This window comes from Nocardiopsis changdeensis (assembly GCF_018316655.1).
In the GTDB taxonomy this organism is placed as follows: Bacteria; Actinomycetota; Actinomycetes; order Streptosporangiales; family Streptosporangiaceae; genus Nocardiopsis; species Nocardiopsis changdeensis.
In genome coordinates this window covers 7,079,331-7,099,900 of sequence record NZ_CP074133.1, presented here as the reverse complement: position 1 = coordinate 7,099,900, position 20,570 = coordinate 7,079,331, and the positions used below count along the sequence as shown (strand labels likewise).

Below are 20,570 nucleotides of genomic sequence, written 5' to 3'. Positions count from 1 at the left end.
TCCGCCCCGGTTACCGGGGTGGGGTATGCCGCGAAAGGGTCTTCGCCGACATGTCGGCACGGCGCTTCGGCGACATCCTCAGGGGGTGTCGACGGTCTCCTGGGCGAGGACCCCGCCGCAGTCCGCCGGGTCGACCACGTACACCTCGGTGGTGTCGTCCTCGGAGGGGGCGAACAGCACCATGGCGGGGTCGCCGTCGAACACGGCCTCGTCCACCAGGGTGATCCGGAGGCCGGTCCGCTCGGAGAACACCGTCGCGCACTCCTCCGCGGCGACCGTGGAGCCCTCCTCGGCGGCGGCCGGCGGGGCCTGGGACCCGGAGAGCACCTCGGCGGCCTGCCCGGCCAGCCCGTCGGCGGTGTACTCGGTCCCGGAGGCCACGATCCCGGGCTTGTACGGCTGCACGGCCTCCGGCTCGAACTCGGTGCCCTCGTCCTGCATCATCGGCTGCTGGGCGGCGGCGCCGCCGCTCGCGTCCTGCTGCGGGGAGAGCACCGTGTTGAGCACGGCCCCGCCGCCGCCCAGGACGACGGCGCCCGCGGCGGCCACCATCATGAGCCGGGGCAGGTTCATGCCGTTGAACCCGCGCCGGGAGCCGCCGCGCGCACGCGTGATCGGGACCACGGGGGCCGCCGCGTCCGCGGTGCCGGTGCCGGCGTCGCCGGAGGTGTCGGAGAGCGCCGCGGGCCGGGCGGCGCGCTCGCGCACCGCCTCGTCGATGCGCCGGTCGAGGAGGGCGGCGACGTCCTGCGGCATGGGCGGGACCGGCGGCACGCCGGCGAGCGCGCCGCCGACGGCGGTGAGCTCGTCCAGGGTCGCCGCGCAGGTCGCGCAGGTCTCTAGGTGGTGGGCAACGGTGCGCTCCTCGTCGGGCTCCAACAGCTCCTCGGCGAAGAAGGCGAGTGCCTCCACGTCAGGGTGGGACGTCACGATGGGTCGGCACCTCCTCTCCCAGTTGTGACGTCTCGGGGGGGACGAGGGTTCCTCAGGTGGGCGAGAGACGGAAGAAGTTTGGCGCGACCTCGCGCACACCGGCTCTTGACCGTCCCGGTGGCGACGTCGAGGATCTGCGCGGCCTCCTCAACCCGGTAGCCGAGCATGTCGACCAGGGTGAGGGCCATGCGCTGGTCCAGGGGGAGGGTGTCCAGGGCCGCGTGGACGTCCAGCCGCGACTCGGTCTGGGAGGCGTGGTCGGGGGCGCCGCCGGTGCGGCCCAGCCGCTCGTTGGAGAGCACGTCGAGGGTGTCGACCTCGGTGGGGGTGGCCGGGCGGACCTTGCGCCGGCGCAGCCGGTCGTGGCAGGCGTTGACGACGATGCGGTGCAGCCAGGTGGTGACCTGGGACTCGCCGCGGAAGCGGTCGGCGGAGCGGAACGCGGACAGGAACGCGTCCTGGAGGGCGTCGGAGGCCTCCTCGGGGTCGCCCATCATGCGCACGGCGACGGCCCAGAGGCGATCGCGGTGGCGGCGCACGAGCACCGCGAACGCCTGATCGTCCCCCTGGGTGTGCCTGGTGAGCAGTTCCCGGTCAGGAAGCTCTTGGACCGCGTCCATCAGTGCCGATCACATATCCCCGCAGCTAGACACCGTGTACCTCTACCTCGTAGATGCTCCCACGGTACTTGCCGCCGTCGGTGGGCAGATCGGTGAACCAGACGAGGACGTACCTGCCGGTGGTGGGCTCGTCCAGCTCGATGGTCTGGTGGCCGCTCGCGGAGCCCTGCCAGGCGACGGGCAGGGCGGCGTCCACGGCGGACATCTCGCTGGGGTGCGACGCCGGGCTGTCGCCGATCCGCACCTCGATGCCGTACTGGGCCTCGGGCACGTACAGCTCCAGGGAGTGGACCTCGCGGGCGGAGCCCAGGTCGACCAGGAGCCCCACGCCCTCCTTGGTCGTGCCCATGGGGTCGTTGTAGCCCTCGGTGTTCCACGGGTCCCCGCCGGTGTCGCCGTCGTGGGCCCGCGACGCGTGGTCGGAGTGCTCGTCGCCGTCGCCGTCGGGCAGGGGGTCGTACCCCTGGGCGGACTGGATCGGCAGGACCTCGGTCTCGACGACCTCCGCGCCGCCGTCCGGCTCCCCGCCGCCGGCGGTGCCGGGGTCCGCCTCGTCGGCGCGCATCGACGCACCGAAGATCCAGGCGCCGGTGACCACCGCGGCGAAGAGCACCACGGCCAGCACGCCGACGAGGATGCGCTGCGGGGAGGTCCTGCGTTCGGCGGCCCGGCGGTCCATCCGCGAGGGCGGGCGCTCGCCGCGGGCGGAGGTGCGCGGGCCGGTTCCGCCGCCGTTCGTGCTGCGGGGGGAGCGGCGCGGGCCGGTGGACCCGAACTCGCCGGTGCGCCGGGAGGTCCCGGGCTCGGGCGGCGGGGTGGTCTCGGCCGGGGCGACGGGCAGCGGGATGAGCCGCGGCACGTCGGCCATGGCGGCGCAGAACTCGCCCGGCGAGCCGATCACCGGGCCGGGCACGACCTGGCCCACCAGGTGGGGCAGGGCGGCGCGGGTGGTGATGGAGGCCAGGGGCTCGCCGACGCCCTGGCGGATCTGGTCGGCGGGGTAGGGCCCGGCGGGGCCCTGCGGGGCCGGGGGCAGGCCGCTCTGCGGGCCGCTCGGCCAGGTGCCGGTGAGGGCCGCGTACAGCAGGTTGCCCAGGCCCTGGGCGTCGGCGGCGCCCGGGTCGGCGACGTTGACGCCCAGCAGGGCGGCGTCCACACCGATACCGGTGACCTTGACCGCTCCGCCGCTGCTCCACATGAGCTTGCTCGGGGTGAGGCACAGGTGGTACAGGCCGCCGTTGTGCGCGGCCGCGATGGCCTCGGCCGCCTCGGCGACCAGGCCCGCGGCGCGCTCGGGCTCCAGGGGGCCCTGGGCCAGCAGGTCGGCCAGCGAGTGGCCGACCACCCACTCCTCGACCACGTAGGGCACGGGGGTGGTGTCGTCGGCGTCGAAGACCTGGGTGACGCGCGCGTCGGGGATACGGCTGGTGGCGCGGGCCGCGCGGACCACATCGGATGTGCGGGGGAAGCCCTCGGCGAAGGTCCACACGGCGACGGGCCGTGCGAGGGTCTCGTCGGTGGCCTTCCAGCGGGTCGCCCCGCCGGTCTCGCTCACCACCTGGTCAAGGCGGTACCGGTTGGCCAGCTTCGCCCCGGGCTCGATCAGGAAGGTGCTCATGATGGGAGTGACGGGTGCCAGTGCCGTCGCCCCGCACGGGCCGCGGCGGCGCGGTCCTGGGCGGACCGGTGCGTCGCGGGGTGTGCGCAGGGGGTTCGGGCTCTGCTGCTGTCCCCAGCCTCCCTTCGGGCAGCTCGGATGAACAATGTGGTGGCGGTCAAGCGGTGCCTGTCCATGCTAGGACGCCTGAACAGCATCTTCGGAGGACATCGGGTATCCGTTCACCTTCCGGGACGTAGCGGTTCGGGACCGCCCAACTCGTCCATTCATGGTGATCAGCGACGTCGCAGTCGGGTTCTGAGCAATTCGAGGAAGGATGTGACTTCAGTCACATTGAGGAACTTGGCGCTGATCACGAACAGTACGCCACCCACGACCCCTCCGACGACCATCGCCGCGAATCCGGGCCAGAACTCACCCGGCAGTCCGCGGAACACGTGGATCATCGCGAGGCCGAACACGGCCGCCGGCAGCGTCGCCAGGTGCAGCTTGAACAGGGTGGCCGCGGTGTGCCGCCCGTCCAGGCCGTTCAGCCGCCTGTGCAGCATGTACCACATGATGACCGAACCCACGACGTAGTACAGCCCGTAGGGGACCGGGAGCCACACCACGACGTGCTGGGGCGGCACCACGAACAGCAGCGCGATCGCCGTGACGGCGTGCGCGGCCTCCGACGGGATGGCGACCAGCGCCGGGGTGCGGGTGTCGCCGAGCGCGTAGAACACGCGCATCTGGAGCTGGAACAGCGTGAACGGGATCAGCATCACGCAGAACACCATGAGGATGCGGCCGATGGCGGCGGCGTCCTCGGGGCTCGTGCTGCCCTGCGCGTAGATCATCACGCAGAACGGGACCGCGAACACGATCATCGCCACCGAGATCGGCACGATCAGCACCGACGAGAGCCGGAAGCCCCGCGAGAAGTCGCTGCGCACCTGGTCCTTGCGCCCGGCCGCCACGTGCTCGCTCATGCGCGGCAGCAGCGCGGTGATCACCGAGACCGCGATGATCGCGTACGGCAGCTGGAAGAGCATCGACGCGAACTTGTAGGCCGCGATGCCCGAGCCCGACTCGAAGCCCAGCTCGGCCGCGCGCGTGCCGGCGCGGGAGGCGACGTTGGTGGAGACGAGGGCGCCCAGCTGGGCCACCACGATGTAGAGCATCATCCACGAGGCCGCCTGGGCAGCCTCTCCCAGCCCCGCGCCCCGCAGGTCCAGCCGGGGCCGCCAGCGGAAGCCCGCCGCGGCCAGCGCCCACACCAGCACCAAGGCCTGGACGATCTGCCCGGCGGCGGTGCCCAGGCCCAGCAGCATCAGCTCGCCGGAGGTCACCGTGTCGGGGGTGCGCCCGGTCCCGGCGATGTTCAGGAACCACAGGCCGATGCCGATGATCACCAGGTTGTTCAGCACCGGCGCCCACATCGGCGCCCCGAACCTCCCGCGCGCGTTCAGCATCGCGCTGGCCAGGCCGCTGGCCCCGATGAAGAAGATCTGGGTGGTCAGGTAGCGCGCCAGGACCACCGACACCTCGAACTGCGCGCCGGTGAACTCGCCCGCGTAGATGCGGATGAACCACTCCGACAGCAGCATCGAGAGCGCGGTGATCACCAGCAGCGCCGACAGCATCAGCGTGACGAGCCGCTGCTCGGTCCTGTCGCCGCCGTCGGAGTCCAGCCTGCGCCGCTTGACCAGGAACGGCACGAACACACTGGCCAGCAGACCGCCGATGAGCAGGTCGTAGACCATGTACGGGACCATGCCCGCCACCTGGTAGGCGTCGCCCAGCATCTGGGTGCCGATCGCCGCCGCCAGCACGATCGTGCGGACGAAGCCGGTGACGCGGGAGAACACGGTGCCCAGCGCCATGATCGCGCTGGACTTGGCGAGGTTGCCCGGGGCGGTGTGGGAGGAGCCGCCGATCTCGTCGCCGTCCTCCATGCCGGCGCGGTCGGCGGTGCCCAGGTCGCCGATGTCGCTCGGATCGCGGCGGGTGGTGAGCCCGGTCTCGGGCTCGGTCGCCGGCTCCTCGCGCTCGTAGGCGTCCAGGACGTCCTCGGGCATCACCATGGGGCGGCGCTGCCGGCCTGCCGTGGCGGGCCCGTGCGCTCCTGCTCCGGAATCCTGCTCGCGGGGGTCTTCGCTGGACACCGTGTCCTCAGTCCTTGTACTCGTCGAGCGGTCGTTCCTCCGGCCGGGGCCAGGGCCGGAAGCGTCGGTGCGGCATCAACGACGCAGGCGGCCGCGGATCAGTTCCACCGCGGCGCTCAATTCGGGGACCCGCAGCAGCCGTGCGGCCGCGAGGAAGAACAACGCGCCGAGAAGGCACCCGGCCACGGGTGCGCCGATGTAGGTGAGCAGACCCGGGCCGACGAAGGTCTCGAAGGCCCAGAGCACACCGAAACCGGCCGCGACGCTCGGGACGACGGCCAGGTGCAGGCGCAACAATGTGCCAATGATGTGCTTTCCGTCAAGCCCCCCGATCCGCCGGCTGAGCACCAGACCTGCGATGACGAGTCCGCTGAGGAACGAGAACATGAAGCCCGCGGCCACGCCCACGACGACCGTCTCCGGCGGCAGGAGCAGGTAGGACACCAGCGCCAGAGCGCTGTGAACAGCCAGGTTGGCGATGGCGATCAGCGCCGGGGTGCGGGTGTCGCCCATGGCGAAGAACACGCGCAGCATGAGCTGGAACACGGTGAACGGCACCAGCCCGAGCGACATCACGGCCAGGATCTGGCCGATGTTGGCCGCGTCGGCCGGGGAGATCGACCCGCGGGCGAACGCCAGGATCGACAGCGGCTCGGCGAACAGGGCGATCGCGAACGCCATGGGGACGAGCACGAACGCGGAGATCCGCAGGGTGCGGGAGAAGTCCGACCGGACCGCGTCCCAGTCGTGGTCGTCGGCGTGCGCGCTCATCCGGGGCAGCAGCACCGTGATGAGGGAGACCGCGATGATCGCGTACGGCAGCTGGAACAGCTGGTAGGCGAGGTTGTAGGCGGTGATGCCCGCGCCGACGGAGCGGCCCTCCTCGATGGCGGCGACGTTGGCGGCGTTGGCGATGTTGGTGGTGATCCACAGGCCCGCCTGGGTGAGCAGGGTGTACATCATCATCCAGCCGGCCGTCTTGACGGCCTCGCCCAGCCCGGAACCGCGCAGGTCCAGGCGCGGGCGCCAGCGGTAGCCGGTCCGGGCCAGCGCGACGAACAGCACCAGGGCCTGTAGCGCCATGCCGGCGGCGGTGCCCGCGCCCAGCAGGGTCAGCTGCCCCTCGGTGACGGTGTCCGGCGTCCGCCCGGGGCCCGCGACCCACAGGAACATGCCCGCCACGGTCATGATCACCAGGTTGTTGAGCACCGGCGCCCACACGCCGGCGCCGAAGTACCCGCGGGTGTTGAGCATGGCGGTGAGCAGGCCGCTCAGCCCCACGAAGAAGATCTGGGACAGCAGGTAGCGGGCCAGGTGCACCGAGGCATCGAACTGCGCGTCGGTGAACCGGGACCCGTACAGCCAGATCAGGAACTCGGCGGCCGCGATCGCCACGGCGGTGAGCAGGAACAGCGCCACGAACGTCGTGGTGAACAGGCGGTCCTCGGTGGCCTTGCCGCCGTCGGCGTCGCGCTTGCGCCGCTTGACCAGGAACGGCACGACGACACTGGCCATCAGGCCGCCGATGAGCAGGTCGTTGAGGATGAACGGGATCGTGTGGGCCGTGTGGTAGGCGTCACCGAGCAGGTGGGTGCCGATGGCGGCGCCCAGCACGATGGTGCGGACGAAGCCGGTGATCCGGGAGGCCATGGTGCCGACCGCCATGATGGCGCTGGAGCGCATCATGCCGCCGCCCGCCGGGGCGTCGCCGGAACCGCCGGGAGCCGCGGGCTCCTCGGCCCCTTCGGCCGCCCGGTGGGTCCCGGGAACGGCGGGCTCGGGCAGTTCGCCCTCCTCGAAGGAGGGGACGGGGCCGCCGGAGGGGCGCAGCGGGCTCTCACCCGGGAGGGGGCCTTCGGGCTGAGAGGAACGACGGCGGTGCTTTCCGCCTTCGTTCGGGGAGTCGGTGACCACCGTGGATCAGGCTTCCTTTCGTCCGACCGGGAGGGACCCGGCGCGGGTGGGAGCCCGCGGCCGGGTCGGGCCGTGTCCGTGCGCCGGGGGCGCGCCGACACGGCGATGTGCGGATGTGTCGACACGGCGCCTTGTCGGCAGGGCGCCGTGTCGACGGGGGAGCGGGGCTCACGCCCCTTCGCCGCGCGGGGACGGTGCGTCCCCGGCGGCCGTCGTGGTGTCGTCGGGCTCCCCGTCGTTCTGAGAGGGCGCCCCGGGACCGTCGGTTCCGGCGTCCCCCGGCCCGGCGGGTGCCTCGGATCCCTGGGGTGCCTCGGGGCCCTCGGGCCCTTCGGACCCGCCGGTCCCCTCGGACCGCCCGGTGTCCTCCGTGTCCTCGGCGTCCGCGGGGCCGCCCGCGTCCTCCTCCTCCGCGGCGGCCCGGCTCCGGCGGGCCACCCACTTGCGCAGGGCGCGCGGGGCCAGCGCGGCGACGAGGATCAGGGCGCCCACACCGCTGATCAGCAGCGCCTGGGTCCCCAGGCCGGTGGCGTTCACCGGCAGCTGGACGTCCTGGCTGTTGATCGGCTCGCCGGCGGAGTTGTGCAGGCTCGCGTGCACCACCGTGCGCCCGTTGATCCGGGCCGACAGCGGTACGTACACCGTCGTCTTGGCGCCGGGGTCGATCTCGAAGTGGGTGTTGTACTCGCCGATGCTCAACCGCTCGGCGTTCTCGGAGTACACCGAGAGGTGCACGTAGACGGCCTCGTCCTCCAGGTCGTTGGCGACGAGGATGCCGGTGATCCCGGTCCGGCTGGCCAGCGTGACGTCCTCGCCGGGGATGATGCGCACCGCGGATAGGCCGTCGTCGACCTCGTCCATGACCAGCCCGCGTGTGGCGCCCGCCAGGGCCTCCTCCTCGCGCCAGTACACGGACTCCAGGCGGATCAGGGCCGGGCGGAACGGATCGGAGTCCTCCACCAGGACGCTGTTGAACATCCGCACGTCCCGGCTGACGTCCTCGACCAGGCCGAGGTAGGTGGAGCCGAGCTCGGCCTCGGCGGCGGAGTCCGGGTAGTCGAGCGGGGCGCGGGTGTCCTCCCGCTCGCCGGAGGCGGGCAGCTCGACGTCCTCCAGACGCTCCGGGGACAGCCAGGGCAGGTCGTCGCTGGCGGCCAGCACGCCGTCGGCGAACTCGCGGGACGGGTCCCAGCCGGGCTCGGGGGAGGCGACCACGACGCGGTCGCCCCCGGCGTTCTCGCCCGCGATCATCGCGGTCTCGGCGGCGAACCGCTGGAGCGCCAGGGCGGTGCCGCCCGGGGTGTCGGTGGGCATGGACAGCACGTCGGTGATGCCCTCGTCGGCCACCAGGGCGAACGGCTCCTCGTCGGAGTCCCCGCCCCCGGACAGCGGCGCCTGGGCGGTGGGGGTCGTCTGGAGCCAGCTCTGCGGGGGCATCGCGTCCTCCGACAGGAGGAAGCGGGTGGCGCCCTGCCCGGCGAGCAGCTCGCGCACGGCGCCGTCCATCAGGCCTCCGGCGGGCAGGGCGAAGCGCTCGTCCGCGGACAGCCCCAGCGCCGTCTCCACCGCCTCGCGGCCGATCCCGACCGACGCCTCGGCGTCGCCGTCCATCTCGTTGCGGAGCAGGGCGGCCAGGTCGGGGGAGGCGTAGGGGGTGGCCACCACGGTGTCCAGGGCCAGCGCCGCGCGGGCCTCGCGCAGCCACACCTGCGCGGCCACGTTCGCCTGGGCGGTCTCCCGCGCGGGCCCGGACTCGGCGGGCACCGCCAGCGGGTCGGTGACGACCTCGTGCTCCTCGGCGGCCAGGCGCAGGATGTCGTCGAGGGTGCCGGGGTCGACGGCCCAGGTGACGGGGACCCCCTCGGTGCGGGTCGGGGCCGGCTCCTCGGCCTCGGCCTCCTCCGGCTCCTCCTCGTTCTCGCCCGTTCCGGCCTCGTCCTCCTCCGAGGCGGAGGCCTCGGGCACGGTCTCGGCGGTCTCCTCGGCGGTCGCCTCCGGCGGGGTCTCCGGGGTCGGGGTGTCGGGGTCCAGGCCGAGCAGCTCGACGAGGTCCTCGTCGCCCGGCTCGAAGGACAGGGGGGCCTGGGCGCCGGCCGCCAGCAGCCGGCCCAGCCGGCCGTTCTCGGTGACGGTCGCCGCCAGCCCGTCGCCGAGGAAGGTGTCGTCGTCCGCCCGCTGGGGCGGGGCCATCAGCGGCCACACCCAGGCGATGTCGACGGAGGGGACGTCCTCCCCGTCGCCGACGTAGGGGAGGAAGGTGTACTGGGTGCCGATCACGGTGCCGTCGCCGTCGACCGCCTCGATCACCAGCGGGTAGACACCGTACGAGCCCAGGTTCAGGTCCTCCGCCGGCACGCTCAGCGTGTAGGTCTGGCTGGTGCCGGGCGGCAGCTCCGCGGTGATCTCGTCGTCGGGACCGGGCGCGTCGGGCCGCCAGTCGCCGTCGGGGCCGAACGCGTCCATGGCCTCGCGGTCCGCGAACGGGTGGCTCGAGTAGCGCATGCGGACGGTGACGTCGTGCAGGCTGTCCGACGTGGTGTTGACCACCTCGCCCGAGACGCGGAGGGTGGCGTCCTCGTCGAGGGCGTCCGGCGTGATCCGCTCGACGACGAGCGGCTCGGTGTCGTCGGCCGGTTCGGCCGGGGCCGAGGCCTGCGCGGACATGGCCGGGAACGGAAGCAGCGCGGTGGCCAGGGCCATGACCACCGGCACGGAGGTGATTCGACGCAACGCTTGACCGGTTTCCTGATTCGGGTCCAGGTGGCCGTTCCGCCGGGGATCGACAAGGGGCGGGAACGGTCGGGGTGCCCGCACGGCGCGCACGGCGTTCGCGGGTCGGGCGGACGCGGAGAAGGCAAGGGCGTCCCACCACTGCACCTGAAGATACCGTCTCCCTCACACCCCGGCTCTGGCGAGGACCTCCGCGCGACGTGTCGCGGCGGGGACGGAGCCCGCCGAACGGGCGCGTACACCGCGTTCGGCGGCCGTTCCGCACCCCGCGCGGCCTCTCCCGGCACGCCCGCAAACGATTCGCGGTTTGCCCGCGGGGCCGCCTAACCTGCGTTGTGTGCCGAACACAGAGTCTTCGAGTGAGAACGACGCCATGCCGACCGCGGCGGGTGCGCCGACCCCTGCGCAGCTGTCCGCCATAGCCGCGCTGGTCGAGTCGGCCCGGCCCGTCTCCGACGAACTCGGCGGGCGGTTCGCCGAGCACGGGCGGGAGCTGGCCCTGGTCGGCGGCCCGGTCCGGGACGCGCTCCTCGGCAGACCCTCCCATGACATCGACCTCACCACCGACGCGGTGCCCCAGCGGGTGCTGGAGCTGGTCGACGGCTGGGCCGACTCCGTGTGGACCGTCGGCATCGACTTCGGCACCGTCGGCGTGCGCAAGAAGAACCTCCAGCTGGAGATCACCACCTACCGCAGCGAGTCGTACTCCCCCAAGTCCCGCAAGCCCGACGTGGCCTACGGCACGGACATCGAGGGCGACCTGCTGCGCCGCGACTTCACGGTCAACGCCATGGCGGTGCGCCTGCCCGCCGGGGAGTTCGTCGACCCCTTCGGCGGCCTCGCCGACCTGCGGGCCGGGGTGCTGCGCACCCCGGGCAAGCCGGAGGACTCCTTCAGCGACGACCCGCTGCGCATCATGCGCGCGGTGCGGTTCGCCGCCCAGCTCGGCTTCGACCTCGCCCCGGAGGTCGCCGACGCGGCCCGGGACATGGCCGAGCGGCTGACCATCGTCTCCGCCGAGCGCGTCCGCGACGAGCTGACCAAGCTGATGCTCAGCCCGGACCCGCGCCGGGGCCTGGGGCTGATGGTCGACCTGGGCATCGCGCCCTACGTACTGCCCGAGCTGCCCAAGCTGCGGCTGGAGATCGACGAGCACCACCGGCACAAGGACGTCTACGAGCACTCGCTCACCGTGCTGGACCAGGCCATCGAGCTGGAGCACGCCCGCGGGCACGAGCCCGACCTGGTGCTGCGCCTTGCGGCGCTGCTGCACGACATCGGCAAGCCCAAGACGCGGGCCTTCGAGGGGGCCGGCCGGGTGACCTTCCACCACCACGAGGTGGTGGGGGCGTCCATGAGCCGCAAGCGCCTCACCGCGCTGCGCTTCCCCAAGGACGTCGTGTCCGACGTGTCGTCCCTGGTCGCCCTGCACCTGCGCTTCCACGGGTACGGCAAGGGCGAGTGGACCGACTCCGCGGTGCGCCGCTACGCCCGCGACGCCGGGCCGCTGCTGGAGCGGCTGCACATCCTCACCCGGGCCGACTGCACCACCCGCAACCGGCGCAAGGCGGCGGCGCTGGCCCGCTCCTACGACGACATCGAGCGGCGCATCGCCGCCCTCGCCGAACAGGAGGAACTGGACCGCATCCGGCCCGACCTGGACGGCAACGAGATCCAGGAGATCCTCGGCCTCAAGCCGGGGCCGGAGATCGGCAAGGCCTACCGCTACCTCCTGGAACTGCGCCTGGAGAACGGCCCGATGGAGAAGGAGGCCGCGACCGAGGCGCTGCGCGCCTGGGCCGCCGAGCACCTGTCGTCCTGAGGGGGACCGGCGCCGGGGTCAGCGGCCGGGTTTGACCGCGGTGACGGCCATGGCCATCCCGAACACGCGCAGCGGCGTTCCCTCCAGCCCGTCCGAGACGGACTGGAGGGGGCGCGGGCGGCGGTCGAAGGGCGGCATCAGGTAGTCGATCGCCCGCACCCGCAGGCCGGCGCCGCGCAGCAGCCGCCCCATCTCCTGGGTGGTGAACGCGCGCGCGTCGGACATCCGCTCGTGCAGCGGGCGCACCCAGGGCAGGAACGGCGCGGTCAGCGCCGACCGGCGGTGCCCGCCCCACAGCACCCCGTGGGTCTCGAAGGGGAACCACCGGTTGGGGGTGGTGAGCGAGAACGCCCCGCCCGGCTTGAGGACCCGGTGGATCTCCGTCAGCGCCCCCTCCAGGTCCTCGATGTGCTCGACCACCTCGAACGCGGTGACGCGGTCGAAGGTGTTGGGGTCGAACGCCAGCGAGTCCGCCGACATCTTGTGGACGCCGATCCGGTCCTCCAGCGGGCTCCCGGCGATCCGCTCGGCGAACATGTCCAGCCGCTGCGGCTCCAGGTCGATCGCGTCGACCCGCACGTACCCCTCGGCCAGTTCGACGGTGTAGGTCCCGTCACCGCAGCCCACGTCGAGCAGCCGGTCCCCGCGGACGGGCAGGTGCCGCGAGACGGCCCCGATCCGCTTGGCCACTCCGCGCCGGCCGAAGGCGCTGGAGGGGGCTCCGATCCCCAGAGCACCGTTCATGGCACACCATCTCTCCGTGACTAGACATCCTTGGCCCGGACACTACAGCAAGTAGTGAGATGGTCACTGCTCGATCAGCCTCTGTGGGGACATGTCGACAAGCCTCCCGCTCGGAGCCCCGCTGTGCCGCGGCCCCGCGGCCCCGCGGCGGGTCGCGGGTCAGCAGGCGCAGACGGGGGAGTGGACCGGGGCGGTGAGCGGGTCGACCGGGGAGCGCTCGACACCGGACGCGGTCTCGACCTCGAACCCCTCGCGGATCCAGTACTCGATGCCGCCCACCATCTCCTTGACCCGGCGGCCCAGGCGGGCGAACTCCAGCGCGCCCTTGGCGGCGCCGTCGCAGCCCGGCCCCCAGCAGTACACGACCACCGGCAGGTCCGGGTCGACCAGCGCCGCTGCCCGCGCGGCGATCTCCGTGCGGGGCAGGTGCACCGCGCCCGGGACGTGCCCCTGGTCCCAGGCGACGCGGGCGCGGGTGTCGACGAGGGTGAAGCCGGGCTCGCCCGAGGCCAGCGCCGCCCGTACGTCGGACACGTCGGTGTACAGGCCCAGGCGGGCGGAGAAGTGGGCCACGGCCAGTTCGGGGTCGGCGAAGCGTGAAGTCGTCATGTCGACAAGGCTAGATCCGGGCGCCCCGCCCGGACAGGCGCGATCCACGGCCCCATCTTGTTCTCACCATGGATCGCGCGGTATATCCCTCCCATGACCGACGTATCACTGGACGAGACCGACCTGCGCCTGCTCGCCGCCCTCCAGGCCGACGGCCGGGCCGGGTACGCCGAGCTGGCCCGGGCGGTGTCCATGTCCGCCAGCGCCGTCGCCGAGCGGGTGCGCCGACTGGAGGCCGCCGGGGTGGTCTCCGGCTACTCCGCGGTCGTCGACCCCGAACGGCTGGGGTTCGCGGTGACCGCCTTCATCCGGCTGGCCTACCCCAACGGCAACTACCGGCCCTTCCACGACCTGCTGGCCACCACCCCCGAGATCCTGGAGGCCCACCACATCACCGGGGAGGACTGCTTCCTGCTCAAGACCGTGGCCCGGTCGATGCGCCACCTGGAGGAGGTCGTCGCCCGCGTCGCGGTGATGGGGTCGGTCACCACCAACGTCGTCTACTCCAGCCCGCTCAGGGGCCGGCCGGCCACGGACGCCCTGGGGGTGACGCCCGTCATTGCGGGGGCGCAGGACCGGGCCTGACACTGGCCCGATGAGCCTGACCACCTGGTACCTGGAGACGACCGACCCCGGCGGGCTGCGCCCCGCGCGCGACCCCGGCGGCGACGTTCGGTTCGACCGGGTCGGGATCCCCAGCCCCGCGTTCAACCGCTTCCTGTACGAGCGGGTCGGCGGCGACTGGCAGTGGACCGACCGCCTGCCCTGGACCGACCGGCAGTGGCGACTCTGGGTGGACCGCCCCGGCCTGGAGACCTGGGTGCTCTACCTCGACGGCGCCCCCGCCGGGTACACGGAGCTGGAGGCCCAGCCCGACGGCGCGGTCGAGGTCGTGTACTTCGGCCTGCTGCCCGGGTTCCTCGGCCGCGGCCTGGGCGGCCACATGCTCACGCTCGCCCTGCGCCGCGCCTGGGACCTGGCCGACCGGCTGCCCGGCCGCGAGCCCACCCGCCGGGTGTGGCTGCACACCTGCTCTCTGGACGGCGAGCACGCGCTCGCCAACTACCGCTCCCGCGGGCTGTCCGTCTACAGGACGACACGGGAACAGGTCGACACGTCGACCAAGGGACGCCGCCCCGCGGTCCCCTAGGAGGCGGGCTCGGGGGCGGCGGCCCGGCGCTCCCGGAGCACCCAGGCCAGCCCGGCGGCCAGGTAGACGGCGACCATGCCGACCACCACCGCGGTCCCCAGGCCCGAGGGCGGCACCAGGGCGGCGGCCAGCCCCGCGCCCAGGACGAACGTCGCGTTGAACAGCACGTCGTACACGGAGAACACGCGCCCGCGGAAGGCGTCGTCGACATATCGCTGTACCTGCGTGTCGACGGTGACCTTCACGCCCTGGGACACGAATCCCAGCACGAACGCCGCCACCGGGAACAGCGCGGACGAGAACGGCAGCGCGAACACCGCCAGCACCACCGCCGCCACCAGCAGCTGGAGCCCGATCCACGCCCCCGGCGACATCCGCTCCGCCGCCCACGGCGTGGCCACCGCGCCCAGGAAGAACCCGACCGCCAGCACCCCGGCGGACACCGAGAACCCGGCCAGGCCCGCCACCCCGCCGCCGGTGAACGTGTTGTTGTACAGCAGCAGCGTCATCAGCGAGGAGATCCCGAACAGCACCCGGTGCAGACCGATGGTGCCCAGCGCGTCCCGGGCGGGCGGCCGCGACCAGATGTGCCGCACCCCGGCGACCATCCCGCACACCACGCTCCCCACCGCGGCGCGCACCTCCTCGGGCTCGCGCTCCAGGTGCGGGCCCAGCTCCCGGCGGCCCAGGGACAGGGAGACCAGCCCGGCGGCGGCGAACCCCGCCGCGGCCGCCACCAGGATCGCGGCGGCCCCCGCCGAGCCGGTGCCGCCCAGCACCCCCAGGCCCAGCCCGACCCCGGTGCCCAGCGAACTGGCCACGGTCCCGCAGGTGGGGGTGACGGCGTTGGCCATCATGAGCTGCTCGCGCGGCACCACGTACGGCAGGCCCGCGGACAGCCCGGACAGGAAGAAGCGGTTGACGCTCAGCACCAGCAGCGCCGCGACGAAGAAGGCCGGGCTCTCGCCCCCGGCCACGACCACCGCGCTGACCACCGCCAGCGCGGCCTTGGCCAGGGCGGACAGCAGCAGGACCTGGCGCCTGGGCCACCGGTCGATGAGCACCCCGGCGAACGGCGCCACCACCGAGAACGGCAGGAGCAGCACCGCGAAGGCCGCCGCCACGGCGGCCGCCCCCGTGTGCTGCTCGGGGTTGAAGAAGACGAAGCCGGCCAGGCCCGCCTGGTAGACCCCGTCGGAGAACTGCGAGACCAGTCGCGTGCCGAAGAGCCGTCGGAACCGGGAGCCCCGCAGCACGGTGCGCAGATCGCCGAAGAAGGACACGCCACCAGGGTAGGGCGTGCCCGGGGCCGGGCCGGCCCCGGGCGGACCCCGGCCGGGGCTACTCGCCCGCGATGAAGCGCTCGACCGCGTCGTGCGCCTCGGAGTCGCTGTACTGCACGGGCGGCGACTTCATGAAGTAGGAGGAGGGGGCGTCGATCGGGCCGCCGATGCCGCGGTCCTTGGCGATCTTGGCCGCGCGCACCGCGTCGATGATGATCCCGGCGGAGTTGGGGGAGTCCCAGACCTCCAGCTTGTACTCCAGGTTCAGCGGCACGTCGCCGAAGGCGCGGCCCTCCAGGCGCACGTACGCCCACTTGCGGTCGTCCAGCCACGGCACGTGGTCCGAGGGGCCGATGTGCACGGCGCCCGCGTTGAGCTCGTGCGGGATCTGGGAGGTGACCGACTGGGTCTTGGAGATCTTCTTGGACTCCAGGCGCTCGCGCTCGAGCATGTTCTTGAAGTCCATGTTGCCGCCGAAGTTCAGCTGGTAGGTGCGGTCGACGATGACGCCGCGGTCCTCGAACAGCTTGGACAGCACCCGGTGGGTGATGGTGGCGCCCACCTGCGACTTGATGTCGTCGCCGATGATCGGCACCCCGGCCTCGGCGAACTTGGCCGCCCACTCGGGGTCGGAGGCGATGAACACGGGCAGGGCGTTGACGAAGGCCACGCCGGCGTCGATCGCGCACTGGGCGTAGAACTTGTCGGCCTCCTCCGACCCCACGGGGAGGTAGGAGACGAGGACGTCGGCCTTGCTGTGCTTGAGGGCGGCGACGACGTCGACGGCGTCCTCAGGGGACTCCTGGATCATCTCGCGGTAGTACTTGCCCAGCCCGTCGTAGGTGGGGCCGCGCATGACGGTGACGCCGGTGGGCGGCACGTCGCAGATCTTGACCGTGTTGTTCTCGCTGGCGACGATGGCGTCGGCCAGGTCGTGGCCGACCTTCTTGGCGTCCACGTCGAAGGCGGCGACGAACTCGATGTCGCGCACGTGGTACGGGCCGAACTGGACGTGCATCAGGCCAGGTACCCGAGAGCCGGGGTCGGCGTCCTTGTAGTAGTGCACGCCCTGGACGAGCGACGCCGCGCAATTGCCGACGCCCACGACGGCTACACGTACCGAACCCATTGGTCCTTGCTCCTTCTTGCTCGCGAACATGGATGCCACGGCGCACGACGGCACCCCCGGTTCCGTGGCCGGCGGGGGTGGCGGCGTTCCGCGTTCGTTCTCCGTAAGTGCTCAGCGGCTCGCACGGTGTTTCTGTTCCCGCCCGGACGCCGGACGGGCGATGGAACGTGTGGCTCCGACTGTTTTGTTCGTGTATGACTCTATCTTCGGTCATCTGGAGAACCGCATGTCACCCAAGGTGACACGGTCGTTCCGGATTCGCCCGTGACCCTCCGTGCCGTCGGCCCCACCTGCGCACCGCGCGCGAAATGTCACACATCCGCCCTGCCTGCGCCGTCACACCCCGCCCCTGCGCGCAGAACGGCCACCGGTGTTCGGTTTCCGCGCGTTGAGCAGTCACGACGGAGGGCGATCCGCCGCCGGTGACGGAGTGTTCTGTCGCACGGGGTACCCTCGCGCGTGGGTTGTGCTATACCGTCCCATCGCTTTAACGTGACCTGTGATTTGCGCGTGAAAGCCGGTAGAGCCCCCGACCCGGCCAGGGACGGGCGTCCACGCCGGTCGCCTCCGAAGGGACCGGAGTCCCTACGGGCCAACGACCAGGAGGATGCAGCGGCCAACGTCTTCGCGACCTGTTGAAAACCTTCGCCCCCGGCGGGGCGTCCCTTTATCAAGCCTTGAAGCACAGGCGACAGTGGCGGGGCCGGGCCACCGGCCCGACCCCGCGCCGGTCACCGCGGAACAGGTCGCGGACCACCGATCCCCCAGGGGGACCGCCCCCCGTTCCAGCAAGGAATCGTCAGGCCGACCGGCCGTGAAAGGCAATCGAGGACCACGTGAGTACCGAACGACGACGGGATGCCGGCGGCGGCCGTCGCCGGGCCGAGGGCCCGGCGAGCGGCGCCGGGGGCAACGGCGGGAGGCGGAGGGCCGACGGCCCGCCGCCCAGGGAACAACGTGCCGGAGGGCGCCGATCCCCGGAAGCGGACAACGGTTTCTGGGGGGAGGAGGAGCGCCCCAGGCGCCGCCCCCCGGCCGATGACATGGGATCCGAAGGCCGCGGCGGCCGCCGGAGGGCCGAGGGCGAGCGCCCCCGGCGCCCCGAGGGCGGCCAGCGCCGCAGGCCCCCGGAGGACGACCCGCGCGGCCGCGAGGGCGGCCGGCGCGGCGCTCCGGAGGGGCAGCGGCGCCGCCCGCCCGCCGACGGCGAGCGCCCCCGCCGCCGTCCCGAGGACGCCGAGCACGGCGCCCGGGCCGAGGGCCAGCGGCGGCGCCGTCCGCCCGAGGACGCGTCCCGCCCCGGCGGCCGGCGCCGTCCCGACGGCCCGCGCGACCCGCGCGAGCGCGAGCACGGCGCCCGCTCCGAGGGCGGCCGCCGGCGTGCGGCCGCCGGCGGTGGCGGCCGCGGCGGATCCGGCGGAGGACGCCGGCGCCGCAGCGGCGAGGACGAGCCGGACGACCGCCCCTGGTGGAAGCGGTTCCTCGCCAAGGCGTGGAAGCCCGCGTTGGCCGCGTTCGGCCTGATGGTCATCGGCGGTGTGGCGGTGTTCGCGTTCCTGTACGCGCAGGCGCCCAACAAGGACGACCTCGAGGCCAAGTCCGACGCGGAGATGTCGGCCACCCAGATCTTCTGGGAGACCGGCGACGTCGCGGTCACCACGGGCGAGGTCCGCCGCATCGAGGTCGCGTACGAGGACATCCCGCCGGAGGTCATCGACGGCATCCTCGCCGCCGAGCAGCACACGTTCTTCGAGGACCCGGGCATCAGCATCACGGGTATCGGCCGCGCCCTGCTCTCCCGCGGCGAGGCCGGCGGCGGTTCCACCATCACCCAGCAGATGGCCCGCAACTACTACAGCAACCTCGAGGGCTACGGCACCATCGAGCGCAAGATCCGCGAGATCTTCATCTCCATCAAGCTCGGCCAGCAGATGGAGAAGGAGGAGATCCTCGAGCGCTACGTCAACACGATCTACTTCGGCCGCCAGGCCATGGGGATCGAGATGGCGGCCCGCCAGTACTTCGACAAGAGCGTGACGGAGCTCGACTCGGCCGAGGGCGCCTACCTGGGGATCATCATCCAGATGCCGTCCAACTTCGAGAACTCCGAGCTGGGGCCCTGGACCCACACGTACCTCCACGAGGAGCGCTGGCCCTACGTCCAGACCCAGCTGGCGGCCATGCACGAGGAGAACCCCGAACGCGGCCTGCCCAAGAGCGAGGCCGACGCCCTGGAGATCCCCGAGACGACCCAGTGGGGGCCCAGCGAAGGCGAGGAGGAAGAGGCCGAGGCCGAGGAGGAAGAGGCCGAGGAGGAGTTCGACCCCAAGCCCGGCTACGTCCGCGACGCCGTCGTCACCGAGCTCGTCGAGCGCTACGACCTCACCGCCGAGAACATCGCCACCCAGGGCTACAAGGTCGAGACCTCCCTCAACCCCGAGCTCATGGACGCGGCCTACAACGCGTTCGACGCCCTGCCCGGGCACCCGGAGGACACCCGCAAGGGCCTGACCGCGATCGACCCCGCCACCGGCGAGATCGTCGCCTTCCGCGGCGGTGAGGACGTGGGCGTCCAGCTCAACCAGTCCCTGGTGGAGCGCACCCAGGCGGGTTCGTCGTACAAGCCCTACGTGCTCGCCACCGCGCTCAGCCAGAACATCAGCCTCCGCACGCTGATGAACGGCGACTCGCCGCAGGAGTTCGAAGGGCTGGCCAGCCCGGTCCAGAACGCCGACCTGCAGGATCACGGCGCGGTCGACCTCGTCGAGTCCACCGCGCACTCCTACAACACCCCGTACGTGCAGCTCGCCGTCGAGGTGGGCCCGGCCGCCGTGGACCAGATGGCCGTCGCCGCCGGTGTGGACGAGGAGCAGACCACGACCTCTACCCAGGGGCCGCTGATCGCCCTGGGCACCCACCAGGTCAGCGCCATGGACCAGGCCAGCGGTTACGCGACCTTCGCCGCCGGCGGCGTGCACCGCCCGGCGCACATGGTCACCAAGGTGACCACCAGCGACGGCACCGAGCTCCAGCCCAACGACGCGGACCTGCTCGAGACCGGGACCCGCGCGATGAGCGACCAGGTCGCGGCCGACGTCACCTTCGCCCTGACCGAGGTCGTCACCAACGGCGGTGGCACCAACGCCGCGCTGCCCGACGGCCGCCCGGTCGCGGGCAAGACCGGTACCTCCTCGGGGGCCATCTCGGCCTGGTTCGTCGGCTACGTGCCCCAGCTGTCGGTGGCGGTCGGCCTCAGCCGGGCCGACGCCAACACGGGACTGGAGTTCGAGGGCATCTCCAACAACGAGGTCTTCGGTGGCAGCACCTCGGCCACCGTGTGGCGCGAGTTCATGGTCCAGGCAGTGGACATCATGGAGCTGGAGCCGCAGAACTTCCCGCCGGCCGCGAACGTGGGCACGGACCAGAACTTCGCGCCCACGCCCAGCCCGGACCCCTCGCCCTCGGAGGAGCCCAGCGAGGAGCCCAGCGAGGAACCGAGCGAGGAGCCCAGCGACGTCCCGTGCGACCCGAACAACATCGATCAGAACAACCCCAACTGCGAGGGCATCGAGCCGCCCCCCGACTGCACCTTCCCCTGGGACTGTGACGACGAGACGGGCGAACCGACTCCGCCGGACGACTGCGCGAGCCGTCCGATCACCGACCCCTGCCACACGGATGGGGAAGAGGACGACGGCGGCTGGCGTCCCGGACAGGGCCAGGGCAACAACGGCCGGGTGACCATCCTGGGCACCCGCGACGACTGACCCTTCCGGAGACCCGGAGGTGAGGGGCCGGTGCGCGTCGCGCACCGGCCCCTCCGCGCGTCCGGCGGGGTCCGCGGCCGGGGGTTCGGCCGCCGATTCCGGTC

The 20,570-nt window shown here is 72.6% G+C and carries 14 protein-coding genes; 4 read left to right on the top strand and 10 right to left on the bottom strand.

The window, feature by feature from the left end; translation table 11 throughout:
• Positions 1 to 78: 78 nt before the first annotated feature.
• From KGD84_RS31880 to KGD84_RS31855, 6 genes are all read right to left on the bottom strand, one after another.
• The gene (locus KGD84_RS31880; protein WP_255646923.1) at positions 79 to 930 is read right to left on the bottom strand and encodes an anti-sigma factor family protein; all 852 of its coding nucleotides are present in this window, start codon (positions 928 to 930) and stop codon (positions 79 to 81) included.
• A complete protein-coding gene (gene sigM / locus KGD84_RS31875; protein WP_220563988.1) occupies positions 927 to 1,553 on the bottom strand; it encodes an RNA polymerase sigma factor SigM in 627 nt (208 codons plus the stop codon). The genes KGD84_RS31880 and sigM overlap by 4 nt, the downstream gene beginning before the upstream one ends.
• 25 nt (positions 1,554 to 1,578) lie before the next feature.
• Positions 1,579 to 3,171 carry a protein kinase family protein gene (locus tag KGD84_RS31870; protein ID WP_220563987.1) on the bottom strand — a complete coding sequence of 531 codons (1,593 nt, stop codon included), beginning with the start codon at positions 3,169 to 3,171 and terminating at the stop codon, positions 1,579 to 1,581.
• A 275-nt stretch (positions 3,172 to 3,446) separates the two neighbouring features.
• Complete coding sequence (murJ, locus tag KGD84_RS31865) at positions 3,447 to 5,237, bottom strand: murein biosynthesis integral membrane protein MurJ (protein ID WP_220565423.1); 1,791 nt, start codon at positions 5,235 to 5,237, stop codon at positions 3,447 to 3,449.
• Positions 5,238 to 5,393: 156 nt separating this feature from the next.
• A complete protein-coding gene (gene murJ, locus KGD84_RS31860) occupies positions 5,394 to 7,232 on the bottom strand; it encodes a murein biosynthesis integral membrane protein MurJ (protein ID WP_220563986.1) in 1,839 nt (612 codons plus the stop codon).
• 168 nt (positions 7,233 to 7,400) lie between these two features.
• Positions 7,401 to 9,962: a DUF6049 family protein gene (locus KGD84_RS31855; RefSeq protein ID WP_338151199.1), complete on the bottom strand. Its 2,562-nt coding sequence runs from the start codon at positions 9,960 to 9,962 to the stop codon at positions 7,401 to 7,403.
• Between the two features lie 337 nt (positions 9,963 to 10,299).
• Between KGD84_RS31855 and KGD84_RS31850 the strand changes: the two genes are divergently transcribed.
• Positions 10,300 to 11,784 (top strand): CCA tRNA nucleotidyltransferase, encoded by a 1,485-nt coding sequence (locus KGD84_RS31850; protein WP_370634633.1) that lies wholly within the window; start codon positions 10,300 to 10,302, stop codon positions 11,782 to 11,784.
• 18 nt (positions 11,785 to 11,802) lie between these two features.
• Here the strand turns inward: KGD84_RS31850 and KGD84_RS31845 are convergent, their stop codons facing one another.
• On the bottom strand, positions 11,803 to 12,528 hold the full coding sequence (locus KGD84_RS31845; protein ID WP_220563985.1) for a class I SAM-dependent methyltransferase: 726 nt from the start codon (positions 12,526 to 12,528) through the stop codon (positions 11,803 to 11,805).
• Between the two features lie 159 nt (positions 12,529 to 12,687).
• A complete protein-coding gene (locus KGD84_RS31840; protein WP_220563984.1) occupies positions 12,688 to 13,137 on the bottom strand; it encodes a rhodanese-like domain-containing protein in 450 nt (149 codons plus the stop codon).
• Between the two features lie 93 nt (positions 13,138 to 13,230).
• Between KGD84_RS31840 and KGD84_RS31835 the strand changes: the two genes are divergently transcribed.
• Both KGD84_RS31835 and KGD84_RS31830 read left to right on the top strand, forming a co-directional pair.
• Positions 13,231 to 13,722 carry an Lrp/AsnC family transcriptional regulator gene (locus tag KGD84_RS31835; RefSeq protein WP_220563983.1) on the top strand — a complete coding sequence of 164 codons (492 nt, stop codon included), beginning with the start codon at positions 13,231 to 13,233 and terminating at the stop codon, positions 13,720 to 13,722.
• A gap of 10 nt (positions 13,723 to 13,732) precedes the next feature.
• Positions 13,733 to 14,287: a GNAT family N-acetyltransferase gene (locus tag KGD84_RS31830; protein WP_220563982.1), complete on the top strand. Its 555-nt coding sequence runs from the start codon at positions 13,733 to 13,735 to the stop codon at positions 14,285 to 14,287.
• Here KGD84_RS31830 and KGD84_RS31825 read toward each other — a convergent pair.
• The gene (locus tag KGD84_RS31825) at positions 14,284 to 15,570 is read right to left on the bottom strand and encodes an MFS transporter (RefSeq protein WP_220563981.1); all 1,287 of its coding nucleotides are present in this window, start codon (positions 15,568 to 15,570) and stop codon (positions 14,284 to 14,286) included. The genes KGD84_RS31830 and KGD84_RS31825 overlap by 4 nt on opposite strands.
• Before the next feature lie 58 nt (positions 15,571 to 15,628).
• Positions 15,629 to 16,699, bottom strand: a complete 1,071-nt coding sequence (locus tag KGD84_RS31820; RefSeq protein ID WP_220563980.1) for an inositol-3-phosphate synthase — start codon at positions 16,697 to 16,699, stop codon at positions 15,629 to 15,631.
• Between the two features lie 1,523 nt (positions 16,700 to 18,222).
• On the opposite strand from KGD84_RS31820, the gene KGD84_RS31815 reads away from it, so the two are divergent.
• Complete coding sequence (locus KGD84_RS31815) at positions 18,223 to 20,466, top strand: transglycosylase domain-containing protein (protein WP_220565420.1); 2,244 nt, start codon at positions 18,223 to 18,225, stop codon at positions 20,464 to 20,466.
• Positions 20,467 to 20,570 lie beyond the last annotated feature (104 nt).